Source organism: Armatimonadia bacterium (genome assembly GCA_039679385.1).
In the GTDB taxonomy this organism is placed as follows: domain Bacteria; phylum Armatimonadota; class Zipacnadia; order Zipacnadales; family JABUFB01; genus JAJFTQ01.
Map to the genome: position 1 here is coordinate 60552 of JBDKVB010000091.1, position 26483 is coordinate 87034.

General features: G+C 65.4%; 11 protein-coding genes. All 11 read left to right on the forward strand.

The genetic code is table 11. The features are described 5' to 3' along the window. Positions 1-108 precede the first annotated feature (108 nt). The 11 genes from ABFE16_10680 to aroC all read left to right on the forward strand — a co-directional run bounded on the left by ABFE16_10680 (position 109) and on the right by aroC (position 26481). The gene (locus ABFE16_10680; GenBank protein MEN6345758.1) at positions 109-1863 is read left to right on the forward strand and encodes a type II secretion system protein; all 1755 of its coding nucleotides are present in this window, start codon (positions 109-111) and stop codon (positions 1861-1863) included. A gap of 128 nt (positions 1864-1991) precedes the next feature. Continuing rightward, positions 1992-5105, forward strand: a complete 3114-nt coding sequence (locus ABFE16_10685; protein ID MEN6345759.1) for a hypothetical protein — start codon at positions 1992-1994, stop codon at positions 5103-5105. 187 nt (positions 5106-5292) lie between these two features. Then, entirely contained in the window at positions 5293-10440 is a 5148-nt protein-coding gene (locus ABFE16_10690) for a hypothetical protein (GenBank protein ID MEN6345760.1), read from the forward strand. A 308-nt stretch (positions 10441-10748) separates the two neighbouring features. Beyond that, entirely contained in the window at positions 10749-16931 is a 6183-nt protein-coding gene (locus ABFE16_10695) for a hypothetical protein (GenBank protein ID MEN6345761.1), read from the forward strand. Positions 16932-17201: 270 nt separating this feature from the next. After that, positions 17202-18506 carry a type IV pilus assembly protein PilM gene (gene pilM / locus ABFE16_10700; protein ID MEN6345762.1) on the forward strand — a complete coding sequence of 435 codons (1305 nt, stop codon included), beginning with the start codon at positions 17202-17204 and terminating at the stop codon, positions 18504-18506. Positions 18507-18656: 150 nt separating this feature from the next. Further along, positions 18657-19799: a hypothetical protein gene (locus ABFE16_10705; protein MEN6345763.1), complete on the forward strand. Its 1143-nt coding sequence runs from the start codon at positions 18657-18659 to the stop codon at positions 19797-19799. Between the two features lie 70 nt (positions 19800-19869). Next, entirely contained in the window at positions 19870-20823 is a 954-nt protein-coding gene (locus ABFE16_10710) for a hypothetical protein (GenBank protein MEN6345764.1), read from the forward strand. 69 nt (positions 20824-20892) lie between these two features. Then, positions 20893-21816 carry a hypothetical protein gene (locus tag ABFE16_10715; GenBank protein ID MEN6345765.1) on the forward strand — a complete coding sequence of 308 codons (924 nt, stop codon included), beginning with the start codon at positions 20893-20895 and terminating at the stop codon, positions 21814-21816. A gap of 139 nt (positions 21817-21955) precedes the next feature. After that, the gene (locus ABFE16_10720) at positions 21956-22777 is read left to right on the forward strand and encodes a hypothetical protein (GenBank protein ID MEN6345766.1); all 822 of its coding nucleotides are present in this window, start codon (positions 21956-21958) and stop codon (positions 22775-22777) included. 154 nt (positions 22778-22931) lie between these two features. Continuing rightward, the gene (locus tag ABFE16_10725; protein ID MEN6345767.1) at positions 22932-25199 is read left to right on the forward strand and encodes a secretin N-terminal domain-containing protein; all 2268 of its coding nucleotides are present in this window, start codon (positions 22932-22934) and stop codon (positions 25197-25199) included. A gap of 88 nt (positions 25200-25287) precedes the next feature. Next, positions 25288-26481, forward strand: coding sequence for a chorismate synthase (aroC, locus tag ABFE16_10730; protein ID MEN6345768.1), 1194 nt, complete (start codon positions 25288-25290; stop codon positions 26479-26481). The last annotated feature ends 2 nt before the right edge of the window (positions 26482-26483 follow it).

Here is a 26483-nt window from a genome sequence, read left to right on the forward strand (position 1 = left end):
TCGGTGACGGGGAAAACAAGAGCGCAAAGAGGTCCTGAACAGAACCCGAGCGCTCACCCCGAAGGACGGTAAGCGTGTCATGCGAGCACCAAAGAAGGTGGTAGTGTGGTGAGAGTTGCCGGGTCGCGTCGTCAGGGCTTCACCCTGACTGAGGTGCTGGTTGCCCTGGCCATCATGGTCATCCTGTTCGCGCTGCTGTTTGCGCCGATGATGGCTGGATTGGACTGGGTGTCGACCGGTCGCGCCAACGTGAACCTGCAGAACGCGGCGCGCTTTGCCATGGAGCAGATCCGGCGTGAACTCGGGGAGGCCGTGTACGTTTACCCGACCGAGAGTGTGCTGGCATCCGGCGCCGTACCGAACTACTCACAGGTGTGCTTCGCGATTCCTCGGCGTGACAACTTTGGCCGTGTCGAGTACCCGGTGCGTGCCTCCATCCGCACGACGGGTGCCGGCGGCCACTACCAGGAAATCGCCCGCTACCACGTTCACCTGGCCGATCCCACGCAGCCCTATGGCGAGGACAATCCCTTCGTCCTCTACCGACAGGAACTGCTCTGGGATGACACGCAGCCGGAGGGAAGGCGCGCCGGACTGTTCGACAGCAGCAACGTCTGGTGCTATACGGATGCCGCTCTGGCGAACTCCCAGAGCCTGGCGGAGAACGCGATGACGCCGAAACACGGCGCCACCTTCCTCCCGACCACGAGCGTATGCGCCAATGCCTCCTGCGGTCAGCAGACGCCGGGCTATGCAACCGCCTGCCCGAGCTGCGGCGGCACGGAGATGTACTACCTGTTCAATGGTCTGCAGTTCGTGCCTCACCGCGTTGCCGGTGAGGAGCTGAAGACCGACAACGGTGTCGTGTACAAGTCTACTTACCCGGCGTGGGACGGCATCCTTACAGGCACCTTCATGTTGCCGCCCACCTCGATCTCTCGGTCCGAGCTGAGCCCACGTATCTCGCTGTATGCCTGGAACCCGATCACGCAGCGGTACGATCAGTCGCGGACGGACATGGACAGCTGGACGGCGGCAATCCGCAGCGTCGATCTGCAGTTGCGCCCTGACAGCGGACAGGTACAAGCCGGGCAGTGGGTAACACGCACCCTCACCCTGACGCAGAACGGCAACGGGTGGTACGTGCCGACGGCAGTTGCCGACATGAACCCGATCTGGCCTTCCTACGACACAGCCAGCATGGGAACACCGCCGGCGCCGCCGACGCCACCACCGAGTTCGCCTCCGGCGGACAGCGCCTCGGCTCCGATCGCCTTCCGCCTTGACCCGAGCTGCAACGGGACCCTGGCGCCGGCCATCATCGAGTCGGGCTCCGTGAAGGTCCGTGTGATCGCTACCAGTGGTGGCATCACCCGCGAGATCGACCTCAAGCCCAGCAGCAACTACGACCAGGCTTCACTGCGCGGCGACGAGTTCTGCCCGGTGCTGTCGCGAGCTCTGCAGGACACCAATGGCAACGGCACCTTCGACGCGGGTGAGGGAATGGGTCTCACGGCTGAGGTACGCTTCTCACGGTTTGACCCGCCCCGGCCCAACAGCCAGGCACTGTTCAGCGGAGGCCTGCCGGCGGGAAGCACCTTGCGGGTCGAGATCTCCTACTACTACCGGCGCAACTACGCCTATGACAGCAGCCGGGATACGGCCGGCAAAGAGCCCTTCGTCAATGACGTGATCCGTGTGGACTACTCCTCCCGGACCGTGCAGAACGTGGCGCTCACTCTGCAGGGCTACACGGACCTTGAGCAGAGCGGGCCAACCGTATTCATACTGCCGCCCGATCAGCACCCCAACGAGGTCGCTCTGCGCGAACAGGTGATCGTGCGGAACCTCGGCGGCCGCTAAGCCGCTCTCAGTGAGCCAGGTGGGGTAGAGGTAGGGCAGTCGCAAGCAAGAGGGCACTTCGACCCAGACAGACATGAAAGCTCCAGAGTCGCCAGTAGGGGCGGTGCCCCCGGCGGAGGCGAGAGTTAATGCTCCGAATGATCACGAAGTACCCAGGAAACCACCAACAGGGCCAGGCGCTCATGGTCGCCGTCCTGCTCATGATGGTCATCCTGCTGACCGGCATCCTCTTTGTAGCCATTGTCAGCTACAACCAGGCTCAGTCAGCGCGGAGCAGCGACGTTGTGGCGGCCCAGAGCCTCGCTGAGGCCGGCATCCGCTGGTGCAACGAGAACCTCAATCACAGCCCTGAGGGCGCGGACTGGCGCCCGCCCTTCCGCCCGCTCATCCTGGACACGAGCGATCCTCGGTGCTTCGACTACACCAATCCGGATACCTGGCCGGTTCCCCCGGTGCAGGATACCAACGGTGTCGATTACGGCTGCTACGGTGCGGACCTTACCTTGAACGCGGGGAACCCCACCGGCGCCGCCGATACTGCAGACGACTACTACAGCGAGTTCGAGCGCAGCCACGGCTGGCATGGGCTGGTCGATCCGAGTGCACGCTATCGCCGCCTGGGCTTCTTCCGGATCCCCGACATCAATAGCAAGCCGGCCGCCGTCACCTTGCCCACCGAAGTCGGTGCTCTCGGCGGCAAGGGCCACATCCTCGTGCGGGTCACCTACGATCCCGATCCGCCCTACGAGCCCGAAGACGGCACGGCCCCGACGCCGGACCCGATGAGCAAGTATATCAAGATTGAGGCGGTCGGCGTTGTCGATCAGGACGTGCCCGTGTTCCGCTACCTGGTCGCCTACAAGCCGATTGGCCTGACCGACTACACGCTCTTCGTCACCGACAAGGACCAGACGGGACGCCCCGCCAAGATCGGCTTCAGCCCGAGCATCGACATGCTCAACAACGGTGGCGCCGAGACGCTGTTCCAGTCCTTCTACGGCCCCCTCAAGTTCAACACGCAACTGCAGCTCGTGGGCGGCAACGTGAACAGCCCGAGCGACGCAGCAGGTGCAAGCACGCGCTTCGTGCTGACCGACGGCCCGACGAACGTACCTGCCACGCCGGAGGTTCCGGGTGTGAACCCGCGCATCATGGGCGGTGGCTACCTGCGCTCCGATACCGCCGAGGCCCAGGGGATCGTCGAGGCCGGTACTGCGCCGACGACCGCTGTCTACACACGGGATGCCACCGGTACCCTCAGTGCCGCTACCGCTCTCGCGCCGACCGGGCCGGCCTTCGATACCGTGCAGGGCAAGGTCATGGACGGCGAGACAGCCATCGACAGTAACGGCTTCTCCCGGGCAACCCGCCGGCTGACTCCGCCGGAGGCCGCGACCGGGCAGGGCCTGCAGCGCTACCTGGACCTCACCCGCGATTCGGGCTCGGTGGTCACGGACACGGCGACGGGCCAGGCTGTGAACCTCGGCCGCATCGGCCAGGGCCTCGGCGTCTACGTCGACAACGCCTCCGAGGTGCAGTTCGTTGACAAGGACGGCTCCCACAACCTGGACGCCCTGATCGGCGACTGGATGCGGCTGCCGCACAGTGGACAGTATCCGGACTCAGACTCCGGCTGGAACCCGCTGCAGACCCTGTACACGCCGCCCGGCGTCGAGGTCACGGTGTTCCCGACCTACGATGCTACGCTCGACTTCGGCCGTTTGTCTCCGCAGGCGCAGCCGATGGCTGACAGCTCGCGGGCGAACCCGCAGCCGAACGAGATCTGGTGGCCCAACTACAACCCGGCGCGCCAGGAACCAGGACTTCGCCTCACGCGGCACGACCGGAACTGGCAGTACTGGGATGCAACCAATAACCGGATCGTCGACTCCGGCGAGAAGACCATGTACGTGTACTACCCGGGCTACGAGCCTGGAGTCGCAGTGCCGCCTCCGTACGCGGAGCGTCATGCGAACCAGGTCCTTTACTCCCAGGGCAACCTGCGGATCCACGGAACGCTGCCCCCGCGGGCAAGCGGGAACGGCCGGGACTACAACCTGACCATCGTCTCGGGTGGCACGATCTACATCGACGGGCAGCTCCTGTCGCCGCAGGACGCACTGGGTCGCGACGACGGCGATCCGGCCACGACGGATCCGGCCGGTGCGATTCCCGACGAGCAGAACACCCACGTCGCACTGCTGGCACGCGACTGCGTGTGTCTGAACGCCTCGCGGATCGTGCCGCAGGCGGTGTCGGGTGACGTGGCGGCTGCCCCCGACGACCCGATGAACCCCAGGAGCGCCGATCAGCACTATGTGCTGTCGCCTGAGACCTCCGGGTCGGCCTACAGCAACTTCGTCCTCGGCGAGCCGGTGAACCTCGGCAACACGCAGGTCAACCTGACCGCGATCCATGCCGCGATGGACCCGGGACCGGCTGCCCTCGGCCTCAGTGTCTACGACACCAACATGGGTACCGGCGTGGCCTCGTGGCGCACCCACAACTTCGGTGGGCTGAATCCGACCAAGTTCTTCCTGGCTCAGACGGGTATCCTGGCGCCGGCCCCCAATGTTGACACGGCCCTCACGCCCAATTGGAGCCAGCCGAGCTACGCGCCAAGCGTCAACCCGACCGTGCCGTGGAACCTGAACCCGGATCTGTCCAACGGTGAGCCGGCGGTCCTGAAGTCGGTGGCGATCTCCCCGGCAGACCCGAACATCAGCACCATCGGCATGGGCTCGACGGAGTACTGGCTGAAGAAGTGGAAGGTGTACGAGACGGACGCCGCCGGGAATCCTCGCGGGTCCATCCATGCGAAGGTCAACGCGGTCATCTACGCGGAGAACGGCTGCTGGTTCGTGATCCCCGGTAACTACTTCGACAACCGGCAGTCGGGGGACATGGCACGGCGTTTCCGACGCTACAACTATGACATCTGCGTGCGTGGCGCCATCAGCGAGTGCTTCCATGCAGAGCCTGAGATGGTTCGCGACTGGTCCGATAAGTGGGCGTGGCCATACCTGACCGCCGGCGGCGCCTGGGCATGGAACACTATCCGCTATGAGTACGACGAGAGCTTGCGGGTGCCGCGCGATCAGCCTACCACGACGGTATCTGGCAACCTTCGCTCCTCCAACGCCGCTGCCGGGATTGTCCCGTGGACAAACCAGGCCAATCTGCCTCTGCTCCCGGTGCTCCCGGTTAGCAAGGATCTCATCTTCTACGGTGAAGGGTCCTAGCTGGGGCGTGCTGGGGCCGAAGGGGGCCGCACGCGAGTAGCAGTGTGATACTCGGGCAGGAGACCGGCGCTGGTTGGGAATCGGACGTACCGGCCGTGCCAGGCGGTTGTAGCCGGATCGCGGCGGGGGCTCCCAGGCCGGCTAATCTTGCGCATTTCGTGCTGTGCCTTTGCGGAGGTAGATGGTAATGCGAGTCACTGGGCGCTTGCTGCCCTTCAGCCTCATCCTCATCGCCCTGGTCTCCGCCCTGGTGCCGGCGACCGCATCCCCGGTCGCGTACAGCTCACCAGCCGGGGTGCGCGACATCAAAGCCTGCATACTGGACCTCGCCGGCCAGGACAACCCCCTGGTCTTCGTGAGCCTGATGAACGCCCCCTTCTGCCCGGAGGGATGGAGCTTCTCCAACCCTCTGGCACCAGTGGAACTGGACGCCGCAATCACCTACCGGGGGCTTCCCAACGGTACGCCGATCCTCAAGACCTGGCCTGTCTACTGGGTTGTTCCGCGGGCCGGTGTGCGCCGTGTCATGGGCATGGACCTTATATACGTACCTGTGAGCGGCGCCCTCAACACGACGCGCAATGAAGAGGATGCCCTGATCTCGGCGGTGGAGAACGGCGCTCTGCTGTGGGTCGACTACGCCGGCGGTTCGGTTACTCGCTTCCAGCCGCCTCGAACCTACCCGACTGGGGGCGGCAATCCCGTTCCCTTCAACTTCGGCAACATCGGTACCGTGGGCGACCACCTCGCCTGCAACTATAACTCCGACCTGTTCAACATACCCTTCAAGCTGTCCCAGCGTGAGATCAGCACCATCGGCAGCGGCGACATCGGCGTGGTATGGCCGAATGCCGGGCAGGTCATGGATGTGGCCTTCGAGCCCCTCCTTGAAGCCATGAATGCGGCCGGCGCTCACCTTGGGTACTCCGCCATGATGATGCCCTACGGTGGCGGCGCGATCCTCGTCACCAGCGGCAATGTCGGAGCCGAGGTCGCCAACTGGGTGCGGGTGGCCCGCTCCGCACCGGCCGGCAACAGCCCGAGCATCAAGTTCGTCTACAACGCCCTGGCGCGCATGTTCCAGTACCGGCAGCAGGCCTCCAACGGTGGCCGAGCGGCAGTCTCCCTCAGCCGCAGCCCGGTGCAGATCAAGTGGCAGTTCCCTGCTTTCGACCGCGCTGCACCCGGTGGCGGAACAGTCGACTTCGGCCCCGTGATGGGCGCTCCGATGGTCTACAACGGACGCGTCTATGTGGCGACGGGCCGAGGCAATGGTGCGGCGCAGTTGGTCTGCCTCGACGCCAACCCGGAGTGCGATCTCGACAGCGACGGCAACAAGGACGACGGGATCGTTGACTACTCGATAGGAAGCGATTACGACGTCGTCTGGACTTACAGCTTCAACGCGCAGCAGAGCCCCAAGAGCGCGTCGGTGTCGGTGGGCAACCTCGTCGACACCAGCACCTCGCCCTACGGCATCACTCCGGTGGTGGTCTGCGCCACAAGCCCGATCTCCAGTAGCGGTGGAGCCGCCGGAAGCGTGTACTGCTTCAATGCTGGGACAGGTGCCCCCGTCTGGTCAACCAGCCTCCCCTCCTACAACGGCGGCACTGCAGGCGTCTGCGATGTCTCGACGCCGGTCATCCATAACGGTTGGGTGTATGTGGCCGTCTCCGAGTATGACTCGAACCTCTCCGACTCGACCGGCGTGAACCTCGATCGCACCTACGGACGCGTCTGGTGCCTCGACCTGGCAACAGGCGGCAATCTCGCAAACAACGGTGCGCAGTGGGTCTACCCCGACCGCGATCTCGACCGCGACGGGAACATCCAGGAAGGCGCTTCACTACCGGCGAACCCCACGGAGGCGGGCGAGAACCAGCGCAGTCTGCCCTGCTTCAACGATCCCCTGTGGGTCGCCGCAGTCGGCACCGGCTCCGGAACCGAGATGCCTGCGCTGCATACGCCGGCTCCCATCGTCACCTCCAATGCCAACCTGCAGACCGCTACCAATAACCCGACGGTGCTGGATGCCGTGGCAGTAGTGCGTACACCGATCTCCTTCGTCTGGAATCAGACCTCCGGGGCCTACGAGACCTCGGAGTGGAATGGTGTGCTCGACCGTGGAGGCGGCAGTGAGATCGCGCTGGTGCCGACGCCTCTTGACCAGGCACTGACACCGCGGATCAACCTCGACTACTACCGCGTGCGGCTGAACACGGCGGCGACCGCCATCGATGCAGCACGTCGCGCCGGCGACCCTGCCGGCAATGAGCCGCCGCTGATGGTTCCTACCGGAACCAGCCTCGCGCGCTTTGAGAGCGTGGATGCCGCCAGCAACGGCGGGATCCGCCAGCTCCTGGCCAACTGGAGCGCAACCGCCGCCAACAGCGATGATCGGCTGGCCCTCCAGGCCGGCTGCGACATTGAAGTACATGACCCCGCCTGGAACACCGCGTGGCAGACCTACGAGATTCCCGGCCCGGTGCGCTGGATGCGGACCTATCCCCACAACCAGCAGCCCGCGGGGAGTACGCTCTCACAGGGGAACCTCGCGATCGGTGCGACGATCCCTCCCATCACCTGGGCCAACCCTCCGGTCACAGCGACCCTTGGCGCCGTGGAGCCCAGCGGACGCATCAGCGGCTTCGAGCTGGACAGCGGTGCCCTGAGATGGCAGGTCGACCCGCGAGCAGCCTTCCCGCGAACGACGGCAGGGATAGGTGGCCAGGAGTCTCAGGGGATGACGTTGTCCGGCGTTGCAGGCGATGCCAGCACCCTGGCAGTCGCCTCGACTCTGTGGCCCCTTGGCGGGGGAGGCCTGGCTCCGCAAACCAGCCTTAGTGCCCTGATGGGCCTGCGCGGGGACGTTGACTACCAGGTGCACCTCGGTCCCGGGGTAGCCGACACCGTGCGCGTCCGAGCGGTCGCAGCGGGCACCGGCACACAGGCCGACCCCACAGACGACAGCCCGACGCGGGTGTGGCTGCTGGAGCAGTTCAGTGCTCTGAACAGCCCCCAGGGCTGCCTGCGGCCGAGTGCGTACCAGGTCGACAGGTTCTCGCGTGTCCTGCGCGTGCCCACGATAGCGGCCCACAATGTGCCGCTCATGACGGACATGACGATCTCCGCCGATACGGTTGCGGGCAAGGCCGTGGTGACACAATGGGCCGACGACGGGGCACCGAACCCCACCTGGCGTGAGGAGCTCCACGTCTTCCCGCCGGCGCACGATTTCGTCTACGCCTCCGGCTTCATCAAGCTCAACCACTACCCGGTCGTCTGGGCGCCCTCCGGCGCCGGTGCCAGCCCGGTGGTCATGCTGCCGGATGATACGCCCGACCTGAGCGACAACCCGCGGGTGCTGGGTGTCGTCGCCGGCGAGCCAACCATGGCCTTGTCTCTCAATGGCGTGAACTACAACGCCTTGCTGCCCAACGGCTGGCTCGACCTGCGCAGCGCCTACGTGGACGTGAACGGCAACGGCAGCTACGACGCCGGGACCGACATCAGCGCCCTCGGCCTCGAAGTGATCGTGTCCTACACCGGGTTCCACGAGCCGTCGATCTCTTGGGTTCGGCCGAGCAACCTGCCAGCCGTCTACCAGCCCGACGTCAACGGTTTCGTGCGCATACCCAATCCCGGTCTGAGCCTGTCCCTGGACAGACATCAAGTCCCGGTGGAGTTCGGCCTCTCACGGGCCACGCCGACCGTGGCCGGTCGGACGCTCTTCCTGGGCACCGACGGGTTTGACCCCGACTTCAGCAACAGCTTCGTGGCGCCGGGTGGCGCAGCCTCAGTTCGCGACACCCTGCTCGCCCTCAACTGGGACCCGGTGACCGGCGGCACCAGCGGCCAACTGGTTCAGCCGGCCTGGACGAGCGCCGCCGACATCGTGCCAATCGTCCGTGCGCCGGTGACGGTCGTCGGCGACACGGCCTACGTCGCCTCCTCCGCTACCGATGCGCCAGACACAGCACCCACCCAGGGCTATGTGAGTGCGATGGCCACCGAACGCACGGTCATCGCTGCAGGCTCGCGGGTGATTGAGTGCGTGGGCTCGAAGCCGGCGCGGACGCTCGTGGGCTACGTGACCACTTCCGGCCAAGTGCGCACTTTCGGGCACCTGGCGAAGTGCACTCGCCTCGATAACGGTGACTACCTGGTGGTCGACTCGGGCCTCAGTCAGGTCATGGAGCTGGACCAGGACGGCAACGTCCAGTGGAGCGCGGGGGCCGGAAGCGGCGCCAAGCTGCTTCTCGACCGTCCGACCGATGCCTGGCGCTATGAGACCAGCGACGGCGTGACCCGCATCCGCCATACCGTGGTCGCAGATGCGGGCTACAAGCGCATCGTCGAGTTCGTTACGGTGGTCACCACCGCCCCCTGGACCGCTGGGACCAACTATGCTCTCGGCAGCCTGTCCATGGTCGGGACCACCTGCTACCGGTGCATCGAGCCCCACACCGCCGCCGCCGGTAACCAACCGGCCGGGACCGGGAACTGGAACCTCTACTGGAGCACCGCGACCGATGAGGCCTATGTCGTGAGCCCCTCCGCCGTGCCGACCGGAGAGCCCGGCCAGTTCGTGCAGTTGGAGTACCAGACTGCGCAGCCCATTCTCGACCCGCAGACCGGGGAACTGTGGGGATACCTGGCCTCGGCCAGCAACTGGCGCACTCCGCTGATTGTGGAGCCGCCTCACTGGGACGCCGCCGGCAACTACTACCCCGCAAGGATCCAGCCGACCGGGGCCGTCTGGGGCGCCACCATCGGAATCATCGGTACACCCGCCTTCGCTGCCGGAGCCCGTGTCTGGAATGCGTGGACTGCGCTGTATGACGAGCAGTTCACGAATATCCGGCAAGTCGGCTATGTGAACTACGGCAATGCGCTCTTCGGGACCAGCACGCCGGCAGACACCTTCGTGTGGGTAGTGGCTTCAAGCTACACGCCCTTGCCGGGCGCCCCGATGGGCCTGTATGAGTTTGAGCTGACCGGCGGCACTCTGTCCCACGGTTTCACACGGGCGGAGTATGTGGCCTCCGGACAGGGTACCATCACCTTGCCGGGCGGGCAGGTCTTTACGAAGGCCTTCTTCCCGACCTGCGCCCAGCGGCTGCCCGATGGTAGCTATCTGATTGCCAACTACGCCGGGGCTGTGCCGAACCTCACGCCGAACAACCTGAACGCGCTCTCCTTCGATCAGGTGCTGGGCAGCGAGGTGTTCCGCGAGTACAACGGCACCGTCTGGGTCGGGGACCGACTTCCGGATCCGAGGAAGCCGTCCTGGCCCGAGCCGATCAGTCTGATCAGTTCCGTACAGCGGCCCTAGTCGGCCGGCCTCCTATCGGTTCGGGTGCGCAGCTCGGACCGATGCACCGAAACTGCGATCTGCGTGCTGTATGTCGGTAACATTACCCCGCAGCGGGTTCGAGGGGGACGGGCGCTGGGTATCGTTAGCATGGCGGGTGCTGGTGGTGGGTCGGAGGTGAGTGTGTGAGAACGCAAAGCAATACCCATGTCTCCGCGGTTGGAGGAAGCGTTGTTATGAAGCGTGCATTGGCGCTGTTGATCACACTAGGAGCTGTTGGGTTCCTTGTCGGATGCTCCACGCCCCCACCGGGCGAGGTGCGTACCTTCATGGAAGACCCTAATGCGTCCCCGGCGCTGACGGATGCCTCACACCGCTGGAACATGACCAGCATGCGGCGGTCCTTCTCCTGTCCGCTCTGCGGCTGGTCCGCCTCGGCCGGCGTGGTTGGTGGCCTTCCTGTGCGTTGCCCCGACTACTATGGCGTCCACGGGCTGCAGACCATCTCGCTGCTGCCGACCTTCCGCAGGGTCATCGATACCGTCGAGATGACCGGCGCGAACGCTGCCGATCAGTGCGACTACCACTACCAGGATGCCGCCGGTGTGGATCGCTACTTCGCGGTCATGGGCCGTCCGTACCATCCGAACAACGTCCGGTTCATCCCGACTTCGACCCCACCAACGCCGGGATCCACGCCGCCTGCTCGGCAGTCGCGGGTCTTCGTCGAGACGCGAGGTTTGCGGGATACCACCGGGGGAACAGCCCTTCCGGGCAACGAGGGAGGCTTCACCCTTCAGCGAGCGCGGTTCCTGTACGTCCCGCCGGGCGTGTCTGAGCCTCGCGCCTATGCCTATCACGACACTCTTGAGGGCGACCAGGTCGGCGGGGCTGCAGGTGACGGCTTTGCCGACGTCTCCGAGGCCTACGGCGATCCCATGGCACAGCGCTGGATCGACCCGATCAACAACGGCTTTGCGGTCGCCGTGAATCCGCACCGCGTCTCCTCAGATGACCGCTACTGGGTCCGCTACACGGTCCTGCGCACCAGTGCCGTTCCAGCGACGAACACCTGGCGGCTGGAGATCTACAGCCGCATGAACGGCCTCGAGATGGACACGGGGGTCCGCACCGTCACGCCACCCTCCAACCCCTTCTACATCGTGACGCTCAGTGGTTCCTTGCGCTGTGCGGTGACGCAGCGACAGGATCCTGACACTTCGAATCTGACGCCGGCCTCCTGGGTGTTCTCCTTCCGGATCGCCTCGAACTGCCGCGTCGTTCCGGGCGGAGCCGACGGCCATCGTCCTGCAGTGATCGACCCGACCACTCTGGCCGGTTTCGACACCTTGACCTGGCCACAGCTCTCGTGGCCGATGGACGGCGTCCACTTCGACATCGCCGACACGGCAGCGCCGGCCTATGGGCGCGTCACTGATACCGACGACGTCCATGCCGGGAGCAACAACCTGAACCGACGTACCCGCTTCCCGATCGTGGTCCAGCCCGGTGAGGTCGGCGTCGGGCGCGTCGAAGTGCAGTGGTCTCAGCGCAACACAAACCTGAACAACCTGACCTGGTCCGGTAGTGGCGCCTCAAACAACGCCTTCCGCTACGATCCGCCGAACACGAACGGCCCACTGCATGAATGGTGGTACGATCGCGCCGGTGAAGGCTCCAACTACGGGTGTGCCTCCTACAATGCCAACGCGCCGAACGGCGCAGTCTACGATCCCATTGTGTGCCGCTTCATGTCGACCCGTGCCAACGTGCGTCCGACGAACGAGACCGACCGGCATGGCAGTGTGGAGCCTACACGGAACGCGCCCGCTAACATGGGAGCTTCCGCTTACCCGCGGATTCTGGCCGACGACAGCATCGCCGGATCGCGGGATGGTGCGGTGAGACCGGGCTCGATCACGGAGCGACGGCCCTTCACAGTCGATAACCAGGGCCTGCAGAGCGGCAGCCCGGTATTGGTGGACGGCGCCTGCTGGGCCCAGGGCGTAGCCCCCGGGAACGTGACTGAGCAGACGAGCGAAGCCAGGAACGCCACCATCGATGACATCACCCTGTGGCGAGGGACGCCGCAGGTCAACGACGCCTACTACTTCGGCGGCACTTCGCGCTTCACAGGCCTCATCCTGGACTTCTCGCGTGCGGCGGCCTCCCTGGATATGACCACCGTGTGGGAGTACTCCACCGGTGGCGGCGCGTGGAGCCCCCTGAACACAAACCTGTGGGAAGACCACACGATCGGGCTCCAGTCGCAGCTCCTCGGCCGACGCACAATGCGGTTCGACCCGCCCGGTGGTTGGTCGACGGACACCATCGGCACCATGCAGAACCTTTACTGGATCCGCTGCCGCTGCACCGTCTACAACGCCTCGGCGACCTTGCCGCTCGCGTCGCAGGCGTGGCTGATTCCCTCCTACGGCGGCATCAGCCGTTGCCCCCTGGAGGGCTGGGCGGGTGTGGCCGGTTCCGAAGGCTGCGGCGCCATCTTCGTCGATACGCAGGGCGGGACCCTTCCGTACTTCCCGCACCCGCTGACACGTACGCCGGGAACTGCGCTGAACTCCGTGGTCAACTCCGACAGTTGGTGCCCCTACTGCCTGGCCGCCGGGCGTTGCGTCCCCGTTGTTCCCTGGTCGACCGCAGCACGGCTCGATAGGCAGATGGTGCAGTCGATGATCGTGGCGGAGCAGGGCACCACCCCGGCGCAGCAATGGTCCTCGACGCTGCCGACCTTGCGACCGCAACTGCCCGATGACGCGGTCCAGATGGGGCCGGTGAACAAGAGCCTGCCCCAGTCCTCCAGTCGACCCTTCTGGGTCTCGATCGCGGTGCCCAAGTACCAGCGATCCTCTGAGCCGGGCGACGCACCGGGTAACAACCTGGCGAACAACTGGGGCTACCGTGGTCAGGCCGTCCTGTACCAGACCATCAGCCCGCGCGGCTACACCGGGCTTGACTACCCCAACGACTACAACGACAACGGGCAGTGGGATATGTTCTACACCTGCCCGGACTGCGGCACGCGTCAGGCTGTCGGCGACGTCCCGCCGAACGCCTGGGCCTGCGCCAACCCCAGTTGCCCGGGTCACGTCTTCTGCAACTGGTGCGGGACGATCTGGCCTGCCGGTACCACCAGTTGTCTGTACTGTGGGGGCACGGTCACCGCTGTCGCGCGGACGGCCAACAACGTCAACCACAACATGCTGGCCTGCGAGGAGTACGAGCCCTTCGACGTGCAGTTGAGCGTGCTCAAGCTGCTCGAACTCGCAGCGGACCGCCAGGCGGCCGACCTGGGTCGCACTGCCGGCGGCGTCAACCTGAAGTCCCCTGACGGCGGGGCTGCAATCGCCGACAATGACCCGCGTGCGGCCGACCCCGCGAACGTCTCTCACTGGGGCGAGTTCGTGATCCGCAACGAGGGCAACACTCTCCCCTCGCTGCTGGGGCTCAATGCCAACACCACAGCGGACAACGCGCTGTACCGAGCCATGCGCCCCGAGGCGCTGCAGGGGAGCCGTTCCTACAGTTGGGCCGGGAGCCGCAACCCGATCGCCCTCGGTCTGAACCGGACCTTCTTCCCGGACATGCCCGGCGGCGCTTACAACCCGCTGATCCCGACTTCCACTGTGCCCTGGCAGCCCCTGATCGCGCAGCCCAGTGCGCCGGCAGGAGCGGCAACAGGCGGCGCGGTGCGGGTAGGTGCGGGCTCAACGGCAGAGAACGGCGGCGCTGCACCGACGGCCACCGATGTGATCGGAAACGGCCAAGTGCTCGGACGCTACAACAACCTCCTCATCTACTATCAGGACACCAACAACAACGGTGTCTTCGACTTCTACCACCCGGCGACGGCGGCCAACTCGACCACGAGCGCACAGGAGGTCTTCGACCCCGTGCGTGACGAGGCGATTGAGCCCTACGTGGTCGCCCAGTCGAGGATGCGCGTTTCCGAGTCCCGACTGCCCTTCAATGACTACGGGGACAAGGATGCGGCTCCGACGCTGTGGTTCCGTCAGAACGCCGGCGGCGAGCCGTCCGGGATGCAGTTCCTGTGGATGCGCACTTCCGGGGCTACGCCGGATGCACCCAGCAGCCTCATCTACACCAATGCGACTGCTGCCGGGGCCGGTGAGAACCGGAACTACACCTGGAATGGTGGGGTCTCAGCCCTCGACCTCGGCACTGCGACGCTGGCTCAGAACGGACCTGCCGACATCTACCGCGATCCTGCGGGCGGCGCCTACGCAGTGTGGCACTCGACCAACCGTGCCGGTGGCGGCCTCCGCAGCGTGGTCCGACAGAGCACCTTCAATGCCGGCTCCGGTACCTGGAGCGCCCCCGTCAACGTGACGATGAACCAGGAGCGCGCTGAGGGCGTGCGAGGCTTCTTTGATCCCGATTACGCCAGCGGCGGCCAGCCCTTGCACTGGACCTTCTGGCACTCCGGCACGCGCGGCAACGAGCGGGCAGTGTTCGAAGCCTGGTACTGGGGCGCCGGGGGCAAGAAGACCGCGGTAGCCGGTGGCCCGCTGCCTCTGGACATGGCCAAGCAGCCGTCCGAGCCGAGTGGCACCGTGCGGACGCTGTGGGATGTCGACAGCCTTGGGCCAATCCCGGCCGTTGGCTGGAACCCCGACGGCACCGGCCCCTCCACAGGCTTCGTCGATCTGCAGAAGTTCCCGCAGGGACCCTTCTCGGCGGTCAAGGACATCAGCCCGATGCTGTACCTGCCGCCGACTGTCTACAGCGCCAACAGCGGCGATCCCAACGGCGACGTAACGCAGCCCCAGATCCGCGTGTTCTTCGCGGGCTACGCCCGTCACCTGGGCAACTACGATATCTACGAAGCGCGGTTCCGCCGCAAGGACCTCCTCAACGGCACGAACAACTGGGGCAAGATCGCCTTCCTGACGCAGGAGTATGACGAGCGAATCCGTCCCTCCGGCTTGCCCGCGACGAACCCGACAGAGGTTGAGCAGGGCATGCCTGGTTCGGAGCCCGGCGAGGAACTGACCGCCGATGCGCTGCGCCGCGAGTTCCACTCCCTTGACCTGGACTGGGTCACCGGTACCGACTACGTGCACGGTTCCGGCGGCGCGAGCTTCCTGATCGGCGTCAAGCTCTACGGCGTGCCGGACAACATCCAGTACTACGATGTCACCTGGTCCGGCAAGCCCGAACGCGGTGAGTACTACGACGCCAAGCGCGGTGTGTATGTCGTGATCCCGCGCCTGCGACGGCACGACGACCAGTTCATGGACTTGCCGAGCTGGCCGTCCGGACCCGCTGCTCCGGCCGGTGGGCTGGGGTCATGCCAGTACGTCCCGGCCGGTGCTTCCTCTGCCGGCCAGAACGAGTATGAGCTGATTGAGCCGACCACAGCGGCCCTGCCCAACGACCAGAAGCGGCCGCTGCGCATGGAAATCGACCCGGTCCTGGGGCGCATACGCTTCTCGGCACCGCTGTTCAACTCCCAGAACCCGTCGGACCGAAGCTGCGTGTTCAACGCCGGCTTCAGCCAACTTGCCAACAAGATCGAGGACGTCTTTGTCTGCGCCAACTACTCGGCCTTCCTGCGCCGCATCACCACTTCGCAGGCCGACGATGACTGCCCGACGGCGATCATGCAGTCCGGCCCGTGGAACGGGAATGTCGCAGCTCCAACGACGCAGGCGCGACCTTGGGGACCGCAGAGCAACAACAACACGCTCCAGCTCTTCTGGCGACGCAGCTTCGGAACCGGCCAGGCACCGTACTACGGCCGGAGCTGCTACATGATGAAGCAGTTCTCCTGGACCTTCCGGGTGGACCATCCTCCCATCGCGGGTCCGAAGACCTCGGTCATCGTCAAGTGCGGGGGCGCGAACTACACCGCCGGTGCCTATCGACGCGGTCCCTTCCCGCAGACCGATCCGAACGGAAGCCAACTGGTCGGTCCGGGAATGCCCACCGAGACGGTGAACTGGCCCGTCGTGAACCAGACGCGTGACGACTACCCGTCTCTGGCGCCGGGCTGGAACGAGTACGATGTGGACCTGACCAACGGCACCGTCTCCCTGTGGCCGGGTGCCTTCCGCTGGTGGGAGTACGCCCACGGCGAACACGGCATGGACTACTTTGAGCCGGGTACTGCCCTGCTGGTCACCTACACCGACCTCAACGGTACGGTGCACACCGACGAGGCTCACACAATCGGTGGCTGGAGCCAGGAAACAATTGTCCCAATTGATACGGTAATCTCGGAAGGTCCTTTGCGTGTGGCCGAGGAAACCTACACCGTTCCCGTGCGACCGGTTCCGCAGGGCAACGATCCAGCCCCGGTCTCCTGGAGATACTGGATCAGTTGGACCAGCCCGCGCCCGGTCTATGACCTGCGCACCTACCTGCCGCAGCAGTCGTCCGATATCTACTACTGTGCCGTGCAGCCGGAGTTCCCGGCACTGGTGCGTGAGTCCACCGCAAGCACCTTTGCCCGAGACGCCTTCAGGCCGTGAGCATCGTGTCGGGCCCGTCTTGTACGCGCAGACGGGCAGAGCGCCCACGCCGCACGAGCCCCGGCGGTTCCCGGTCCAGCAGTCCGGAACCACGGGGCCATCGGCTTGTTGGGGCGAGGAGAAGCGCATCTCAGGGACCGACGGTTGGCGCTCAACAACGGCCAGACTGCTGCGCAGGACTTGCTTGACGAAGCCGTTTGCATAGGGTACACTTTCGCCGAGTTCTCCGTGAGTGTACGATTTCTCTCATAGCCTTAGGAGGAGCCCGTCATGGCCAGGGGCCACAAACACATCGTGGGCCTCGACATCGGAAGCTCTGCCATCAAAGCGGTTGAGCTGCGTCGTAGTGGCTCCTCCATTGAGTTGCTCGGACGACCAGCTATTGTGCCAACCCCCGAGAACAGCGTCGAAGGGGGAGTGGTCGTAGACACCGCTGCGGTCGCAGGTGCGCTCAACGAGGCCTGCGAGATGGGCGGCTTCAAGACGAAGCAGACCTTCGTGTCCGTCGGAGGCGATTCGTCCGTTGTCGTGCGCATTACCGAAGTGCCCAAAATGTCCGGCAAGGAACTCGACGAGGCCATCCAGTGGGAGTTGGACCGTCAGACTCCTTTCCCCATTGATCAAACCATCTACGACTACCAGACTATCGAACCGCCGGACGCCGACCCCAATGCGCAGAACATGGAGGTCCTCATTGCCGTTGCTCAGGAGGACATGGTCAACGCCCACGTCGACTCCATGCTCAGCGCCAAAATGGTCCCGGTAGCGGTCGATGTCGAGCCCCTCGCGATTTCGCGCGCCCTCATCGACGTCGCTGATGGCGCCTATGCCGACCAGACTATCGGCATTGTCCACATCGGCGCTACGGCGACTCTGATCATCATCGTCCGCAAAGGCCTGCTCACCTTCGTGCGTTCGGTTCCGAACGCGGGAGGCGGACTCACAGGCACCATACGCCAGAACTTCATGGGCGATGAGAAACTCGCCGAGTATGTGAAGCGGCAGTTCGCAGACCTGTCCGAAAGCGCCTATGACACCGGCGAGGGAACGGCTCTGCCGCCGCCGCCGGCCTCTGATTTCGACGAGGGCGAAGTGGACTCGGTCTTCGAGGCCTCCGCCCCCGATGCAGTGCCCACGGGTCGAAGAAGCGCTGAGACCGAGGCCGCGGTGACGCAGGTGGACGTGCCGGATACCGCCCTGCCCTCGGCTCCCCAGCCTCCCGCTGGGACACCGGACGCGGCTCTGAGTGGGGATGAGCTGGCGGCCAGGGAAGTCGTCTACGAGGCCATCGCTCCTTCTCTCGTTGACTTGGCAACGGAGATCCGCCGCTCAATCGACTTCTACCGACGACAGCACCGCAACGAGGAAGTGGACCGGCTCCTGCTCTCGGGTGGGTCCGCCGTGATGAAGGGGCTGGCGGACTTCATGGCCGCCGAAACCGGCATCACCACTACTGTCGCCGATCCCTTCGAGCACATCCAGTGCGAGGACAAGGCGGTCTCGCGCCAGTACCTCCACGAGATCGGACCGGCAATGGTTGTGGCCCTCGGGTTGGCACTGCGAGACATGGTGTAGAATAGGCTCACAAGCAGGTCTGCTAGGCCGGCCTGCCGCGGTGAGTAGGGCTTGGCGGTGGCAAAGTAGCACTTCACAGCAACGCGTAGGGCTTGCTGCAGGGGGAGCCTTGGCGCGAAACGTAATGCGCCCCTAACGGGGAGGGTCACTGTGCTCAGAATCGATCTGCTGCCGGCCCGAATACCGAGAGCCAGAACCAACAAGAGAATCCTGGCCGTCATGGGCCTCCTCCTGGCGGCAGCAGTCCTTGGCTTCGGTTTCCTGTTCACGACGCTGCAGACGTCAATTGGCAGAAAGAACCAGGAACTCGCCGACGCCACCAAGCTGGCTGACGAGGTTCGCAAGCTCGAGAGCGAGGTCAGCGCGAAGAAAGGCCGCCTGCAGCCGATCGCCGACAAGGTGGCCTTCATCGACCAGGCCGACGAGTGCGGGTACCCGTACTTTGACCGAATGTACAAGATACTTGAGTTCATCTACGGAGGCGCTGAGCTTCGCTTCTTTGGGATCATGGCCCACAACTCCGGCGGGTTGGTCGGGGACGGTTCCCGCGAAGCCCTCTACCACGTCGGTGGGCCTGCCGGCAGCGTCGATTGCGCCTTCGGCGTGAGGATAAAGAACACCAACGAATTCGGCCGCTTCATTCTGAACCTTATCCGCTGCCCCGAGATAACTGACGTTCGTATCTCTGGAGCGGTACCGGCGGGTCGCGTCGTTGCAGCGCGGTGGCCGCAGATACTCCAGCAATGGAACTTGCCCTACTTTGGCATCCCAACCGGTGCCCTTCAGGGGCTTAGCCTCGGTGGCGGCGGCGGCGCTCAGGGAGCCGCCGGTGGAGCGCCGGAGGGCGGAATGCCGACAGGGGCCGAGGCCGGTTCCCCGTCCGAAGCAAGCGGCATGCCGACGGAGCCCGGCGCTGGTGGCGGTCCGGCCGCAATGGGCGGCGCCGCGGCGATGCAGGCTCTGTCTGTGCAGCCCGCGCTGGACGGTAGCATCGACGTCCTGGTTACGTGCCAGTTGGTACATCCCATCATGGTTCCGCAGCCGGCCAGTGGAGCGGCTGCCGCTCCCGCTGGTGGTCCGGGTGGCGCTCCTGGCGGAGCACCCGCCGGGGCTGGCGGACCTCCGGGTGGCGCACCGCCCGGTGGCGAGGCCGGAGCTGCCGCACCAGGAGCCGAAGAGCCCGGAGCATCTGGTGGTGGTAAAGCAGGTGGCGGCGGCGGTGGCGAAGAAAAGGGTGGTGGCGGCGGGCTTGGAAAGGGCGGCGGCGCCGATGCGGGAGCAGGAGAAGAGTAGTCACTGTTGCAGCGGTGGGAACAGGGCCTGAACTCGGCCAGAGGATGTAACGGTCAGGGGAGATTGACCCATGCTGGGAAAGATACCGCCGTTTGTCTTGGGGCCTGTCGGTCTCGTCCTGATCCTGGGCCTGACCGTCGCCGGGTACATGTTCATGCTGAAGCCCAAGCAGGCGGAGATAGCCAGTATCGAGCAGAAGATCGAAGAGCAGCAAAAGAAAGCGCAGGAGAAGCAGAAGGTCGAGGGCGATCTCGACAAGGTCAATAGGGACTGGGAGACGGCTCACGAGGGGCTCGCCCAGATCATGGACGAGCGCTCCATCCCCCTGTCGATGGGTCACCCCTTCGTCGCCATGACGAACCTGTGGCGCGAAACACGGGAGGACCTTCCGTCGCTGGTGGAGAAGTTCATCCGCAACAGCGGCTGTGTATTGATCCAGGGAACGCAGGGCTGGACGCCGCCCAATGCACCTCTGGGTACCGATGTCCAGTGGATCCGCTTCGGCGTCGGGCCGTCTGGCGCGACGGCGGGGACCGCGATCCCTGGCGGCGGAAACCCCTTGTGGGTTGCGGGGTCCATGGCCGATGTGGAGCGGCTCTACAAGTCGCTGCGGAACTTCCCGCGGGCGATCACCATCCATCACCTGGGTATCATCCGGCTGCGTGATTTGGTGGGGACGCCCCTTTACAACCAAGTGCGCGAGTTGATCGATCGACCGGACGAGGAAGTCGTGGTCGCACCGATCATCCTGACGATCTACCTGTTGGCTGAAGCTACTGAAGCGGCTCCCGCTGCGGCTGCTGCCGGTCCCGGCGGCCGCGCACCGGGTGGCGCTCCCGGTGGCGCCGGCGGACCTCCGGGCGGAGCACGCCCGGGTGGCGAGGCTGCAGGCGGGCCTCCTCCGGGCGAGGGTGGTCCAGGTGCCGAAGCACCGCCTCCGGGCGGCGGTGGCGGTGGGGGCGAAGAAGGCGGAGGCAAGACGGGTGGCGGAGGCGGAGCGGACGCTGGAGGCGGCGAGGAGTAACCGATACAGCAGTTGGCCGTGTGTCGGAACCGAATTCCGTGCCCACCACGGGCACAAGGAGAACCCAGCGTGGATAGAGAGCACCTAGCGAGGGCTGCGGTCGCGGCCGGCATCTTTGCCTTGGTCGTAGCTGCCGTGTGCGGCCTCTGGTTCGTCCTCCCCTCTTCCCGTGGGGGAAGTGTGGCGGTTGCACAGGGAGAGCCGGGAGCTGCGGGCGGGGCCGAGGGCGGTTCGCCGTCGGAGCCGTCTAGCCCTGGCGCGCCCCCGGCAGCACCGGGAGAGACAAGCGGCGGTCCGGGAGCTCCGGCTCCGGCGGCTGGGAGCACGGCACCCGTCGACACCGGGACGTGGAGCCTGGCGACGTCGCCGCTTGAGCCTTCGCGCCCGAATCCCTTTGCTCCAATCGACACCCCTGAAGCCGAAGTCAAGTTCAGGACTTCTGCGGTGCGGTATGGCATCGACTGGTCCCGTCAGCCGCTGGGTATGGTCACCAACCTGCCGCAGCCGAGCATTCCGGCGGCCCCACCCGCACCGTTACCCCCGAACCCGACGCCCCTTGCTGACATGGTGCGCGTGAGTAGCGTCGTATGGCCGCAGCAGGATCTCCGCGCGGGCGCCCCGGGAAGGGCTTTCGCAACCTATGAAGATGCGGAAGGACGTACACGCCTCGCGGCGCCGGGCGGTCAGATCGTCGTGACCAATCCAGACACGCGCGAATCACAGCGCTGGCGAGTAGTAGGCGTAGAGCCCGAGGCCGTTATCCTACGCAATAGCGACACCGGCGAGCAGACCCGCATGCCGGTACAGCCGCGAAGTGGCGCCGAGAAGAGGTACTGGGGCGCCAAGCGGATGTCTGACGACCTCGGCCAGGGGACCACGGACAAGCGAGTCATCCCGGGCCGGGGCTCAGTCCTTCCTGGCGGTGCCGCTGCCACGCAGTCGGCGCAGGGCGCCGCAGGGATGGAAGCCGGCAGCGGAAGCTCCATGCCCTAACGCGAGCCAAGGCGTCCCCGGGGGAGAGAATGCGTGTGGAGTGCTGATCTGCCTGCGTTTTGGATATCATAGCTTGCAATCATTCGTCGCGAGCTGCAGCCGGAAGAGAACCCGGCTGAGGATGAAGGAGAGACAACATATGGAACGGAGACTGTTGGTGGCGTTGGTCATGCTGCTCGCTCTGGGCGTGGTGACTGTCGGGTCGGCCGACGGCGGCGCGCAGATGGTTTCCGTGAACTGGGCTGACAAGCCGCTGTCGGAGGTGCTGTCCACCCTCAAGGCGAACTACGGGGTGAACTACGCCCTGCCTTCCGAGTTCGGCTCGATCCCGGTCAGCCTCAACCTGTACGGCGTGACGGTCGATCGAGCTGTGCAGGCGGCTGCACAGAAGGCCGGGCTCACCGCTACGAAGAGCGGAAACACTTGGCTTCTCAGCCGGCCTGAGGCAAAGACGCCGGCGACCGGGACAGCCGTCTATGCGCAGTTCCCCGGGATGGGCATGGGTGGCAGCATGGAGATGCCGATGATGCCTGAAGCGAATCCGGCGGGCATGGAGCTCTCAATGCCGAGTGCCAGTGGCGGCTTCGGTGGCATCCCCGGTCGGACCGTGGCCAGCAGCCAGCAGGGCGCGGCGGGAACCACACAGCAGGGCATGTTCGGGCTTACGCAGCAGAGGACAAACCTTAACTTTGTCGTCATCCCGCTGTTCCGCTCTGACCCGATCAGCATCGGTACCGCCTTTGGCGGCCCCGATATGGTCGTCGAGGACATGACCAGCAGCGCTGGCAGCGGCGGCAACGGTGGCAACGGCAACAACAGCGGGTATGGCAACAACAGCGGCGGCTACGGAAACAACAACGGCAGCAACCGGGGCGGTCGGGGTAACAACAACAACAGCGGCTACGGTGGCGGCAACAACAACAACAGTAACCGCAGTAACCGTAGCAACCGGAACTACTAGACGGCGGTAACCCCCCGCCCTGAAGAGCAGGTCGGGTGTGGCGGTCTTCGAGCGCTTCTGTGAGTCAATGCCTCCGACGCTGAGCTGACGAGCGGCCCATATGTGACGGAGGCGACAGCCGGGCGTGGGTGTACCCCACGCAGGGAGGGTATCAATGGTCGTAACAACCAACCACTGCCACGCGCGCTGGCCTGTAGCAAGGGTGGTCGCTCTGATCTGCGTGTGCCTGACTGCACTGCCTGCCTTCGCGGCAGACGAGACGGACGGCTCAGGCGCTCTCCCGATCAACCTGACCATCAAAGACGAGTCGGTCGCCAACGTGATGACTATGTTGTCAGAGGCGGCTGGCATCAACATCGTGGTGGGACAGGATGTCACGGGACGGATCGCCGGCGTGAACCTGCGAGGTGTGACCCTCGAGGAAGCCCTCCGCGCCATAGCGCTCTCGGCTGGGCTCAATTGGTACAAGCAGGACATGGGCTACATCGTTACGTCGAAGCCGTTGCCTGCCGACGCGCTCAAGCCGGCGGAGCAAGAGGCTTGGCGGCCGGTCCTTGCGGCAGGCGCGAAGGAGGCCCCGGTGGTTGCCTCCGCGCTGGTTAGGCCATCCGTATCTGCGGCTCCGGTGGCTCCGATCGTTCCGGCTGTGCCCGTAGTTGCAGGGGGTACGCCCATCGCATCGTCGACGGGCGCTGCAGAGCGAGCGCTCGTCGCAACTGCGTCGGTGGCTGCGCCGGTCACGGGCAGCGTCCGACCGACGCTGTCGGCTCCGGTGAGCCCAGTGGTGCCTCTGGCCGCCGGGCGTCTGACGAGTGCTCCTGCAGGCAGCATGGCTGCAATTGCCCCCGTCATCCCAGCGGCGGCGCACACCACTGCGGGCGCGGCTGACGCCGGCGGCATCTCCGGCCGCACGACAGCTGCAACGTCGGTGACGTCGCCGTCAGGCCCTGAGCAGACAGGGCAGCCGGTCGCCGGTGCGCCGGTTGCACCAGTCGTGCCGACAGTGGCCGCACCTCGCGCGGGTGTAGCTGCAGAGACGCCGGCGACGCCTGCTGCGACGGTCGTTCCGGCGCCGATTGCGACGGCGAGTCAGCCGACCGTAGTTGCGAGCGCTCCAACGGTAGCCGCGGCTGGCCCGGGCAGTTACGAATCGAACAATGCTGGTGGCCCGAACGGGTCCGACCAGCTTGTGGAGAGCACTGTGGAGGCGGTGCCGAGCGCAGCGCCGAGCACCGAGCGTGTGACGAAGCTGATCCCCGTGAACTACGCCGACCCGGCCGAACTCGCTACTCTTCTGGGCGGAACGGTCAAAGAGGGCGGCGACGTTGGCGCGCGGATGAAGTCCTGGCGTGACCAGGGGTCCCGGAGGGACCGTCTCTCGCGGAATCGGGGTGGCGATAGCGGCACAACGTCGGCCTCGGCCGGTGCGGACGACATCTGGGCACAGATTGGCCTCGGTGGCGGCCTTGGCCGTGGGATGGGCGGCGGCTTCGGCGGGTCAAGCAGCGGATTTGGCGGCGGCGGCGGTTTCGGCGGCGGTGGCCGTCGGGGCGGCTTTGGCGGCGGGTTCGGCGGGGCGGGTGGCACCGGTAGCATGCGCCCGACGGGTGTGGACACCGTGATCGCCTTCATGCCGCAGAACGCGCTTCTCGTGTCCGGCGAACCGGGTGCCATCGACCAGCTCCGAGAGCTGCTGACGCTGCTGGACCAGCCGGCAAAGCAGGTTGAGATATCGACGAAGTTCCTTGAGGTCGAGCTCTCCGACGAGAAGGCGGCCGGCATCGACTGGCTCGTATCCAACGGCAGCCTCGAGTTCTTCCAGCTTGGGTTTGCTCCGGGCACCGCTGTCAACAACTTGGTCCGCTGGTCACGCGGCAAGTTCGAGGCGACCCTTGGCATTACCTCGAGCCGCAACCGTGGTACTGTGATCAACGAGCCGCATGTGGTCGCGCAGAACAACATGCCGGCATACATCGAGTTCTCGACGCAGACCTACTACACGTCGGCCGAGATCACCTATAACGAGTTCGGACAGCGCACCGTTGACTATACGACTGAAGAAGTCGACATCGAGCAGTACCTTGAGGTAACGCCGCGTATCAATGCGGACGACACGGTCACGATGTACCTGATGCCGAACATGTCGGACCAGGTCGGGACATACACCGGTCCGATGGGTGAGTCCGCACCGATCATCAGCGACCAGTATGTGGAGACTCAGGTCACCGTTCCCGACGGCGAGACAGTCGTTCTTGGTGGCATCATCCGCAAGCAGAACCAGGTCAACACCAAGATGACCCCGCTGCTCTCGCAACTGCCGATCGTTGGCCGCCTGTTCCAGTCACGGACGCTGAGCACGGCGTCCTCTGAGCTGCTCATCTTCGTAACCCCTCGGATTGTGCGGGCAATCCCCGCGCCGTAGCAGTCCTGGGCGTAGAGATGCGAGTTGCGAACGGCACGGGGCCTACACCTTGTGCCGTTCGCCATTAGTGGGGAGGCGTCGAACAGCCTTGTTCCGGTATCTGACGGCTGGCGAATCGCATGGTCCGGCGCTAACCGCGATCCTTGACGGGATGCCCGCGGGGGTGCCCATTGTGGCCGCTACGCTCGACGCGGAACTGGCGCGACGCCAGCGAGGCTACGGGCGGGGCGGACGGATGGCGATTGAGCAGGACCGAGTCGAGTTGCTGTCGGGGGTGCGGCACGGCGAGTCGCTTGGCTCGCCGATCGGTCTGAAGATCCGCAACCGTGACTGGCCCAACTGGTCTGAGGAAATGTGCGCCGACTCGATGCCGGATGGCTGGCGTTCCGGGCGGGCGGTAAGGACCCCGCGGCCGGGCCATGCTGACCTGTCAGGGGCAACAAAGTACGCGCATGAAGACATGCGCAATGTACTCGAACGTGCGAGCGCCCGCGAAACTGCGGCGCGCGTTGCCATCGGCAGCCTGGCACGGTGTCTGCTTGGGGCGGCGGGCATCGAGGTGCGCAGCCTCGTTGTGCGGATAGGTAGCGCGGTGTATGAAGGGCCGCAGGAGTGGTCTCCTGAGTTGCTGCGTGCGGCGGAGGCCTCCGACGTGCGTTGCCCGGATGAGCGATCGGCAGAGTCAATGCGAGCGACCATTGACGCCGCACGGGAGGCCGGGGATACGGTTGGTGGGGTGTTCGAAGTGAGAGCCTTCGGGGTGCCTCCAGGAGTCGGAAGCCATGTCGCAAGTGATCGCCGGCTTGACGGGCGTCTTGCTGGCGCACTGATGAGCATCCCGGCGATCAAAGGGGTTGAGGTCGGGATGGGCTTCGCGGCAGCGTCCGGCCTGGGCTCGGAAGTCCATGATGAGATCGCCCTGGCGGAAGACACAGCGGCTGCCTGGCCTTTCAGAAGGCCGACGAACCGCGCTGGCGGGCTGGAAGGCGGCATCTCAAACGGCGAGCCGATCGTGGTAAGAGCCGCTATGAAGCCGATCCCAACCCTGACGCGTCCCCTACAGTCGGTCTGCCTCGACGGGATGGCGCCGGTCCAGGCGCATGCTGAGCGCAGCGACGTCTGTGCTGTTCCTGCCGCGGCGGTTGTCGGCGAGGCGGTCGTGTGCTTCGAGCTGGCTCGGGCCTTCCTGGAGAAGTTCGGCGGCGACCACCTCAGGGACGTCATCGCAGCACGCGACAGCTACCTGCGTGACCGCCGCTCCCTGTGGCACTGGGACGAGTGAGG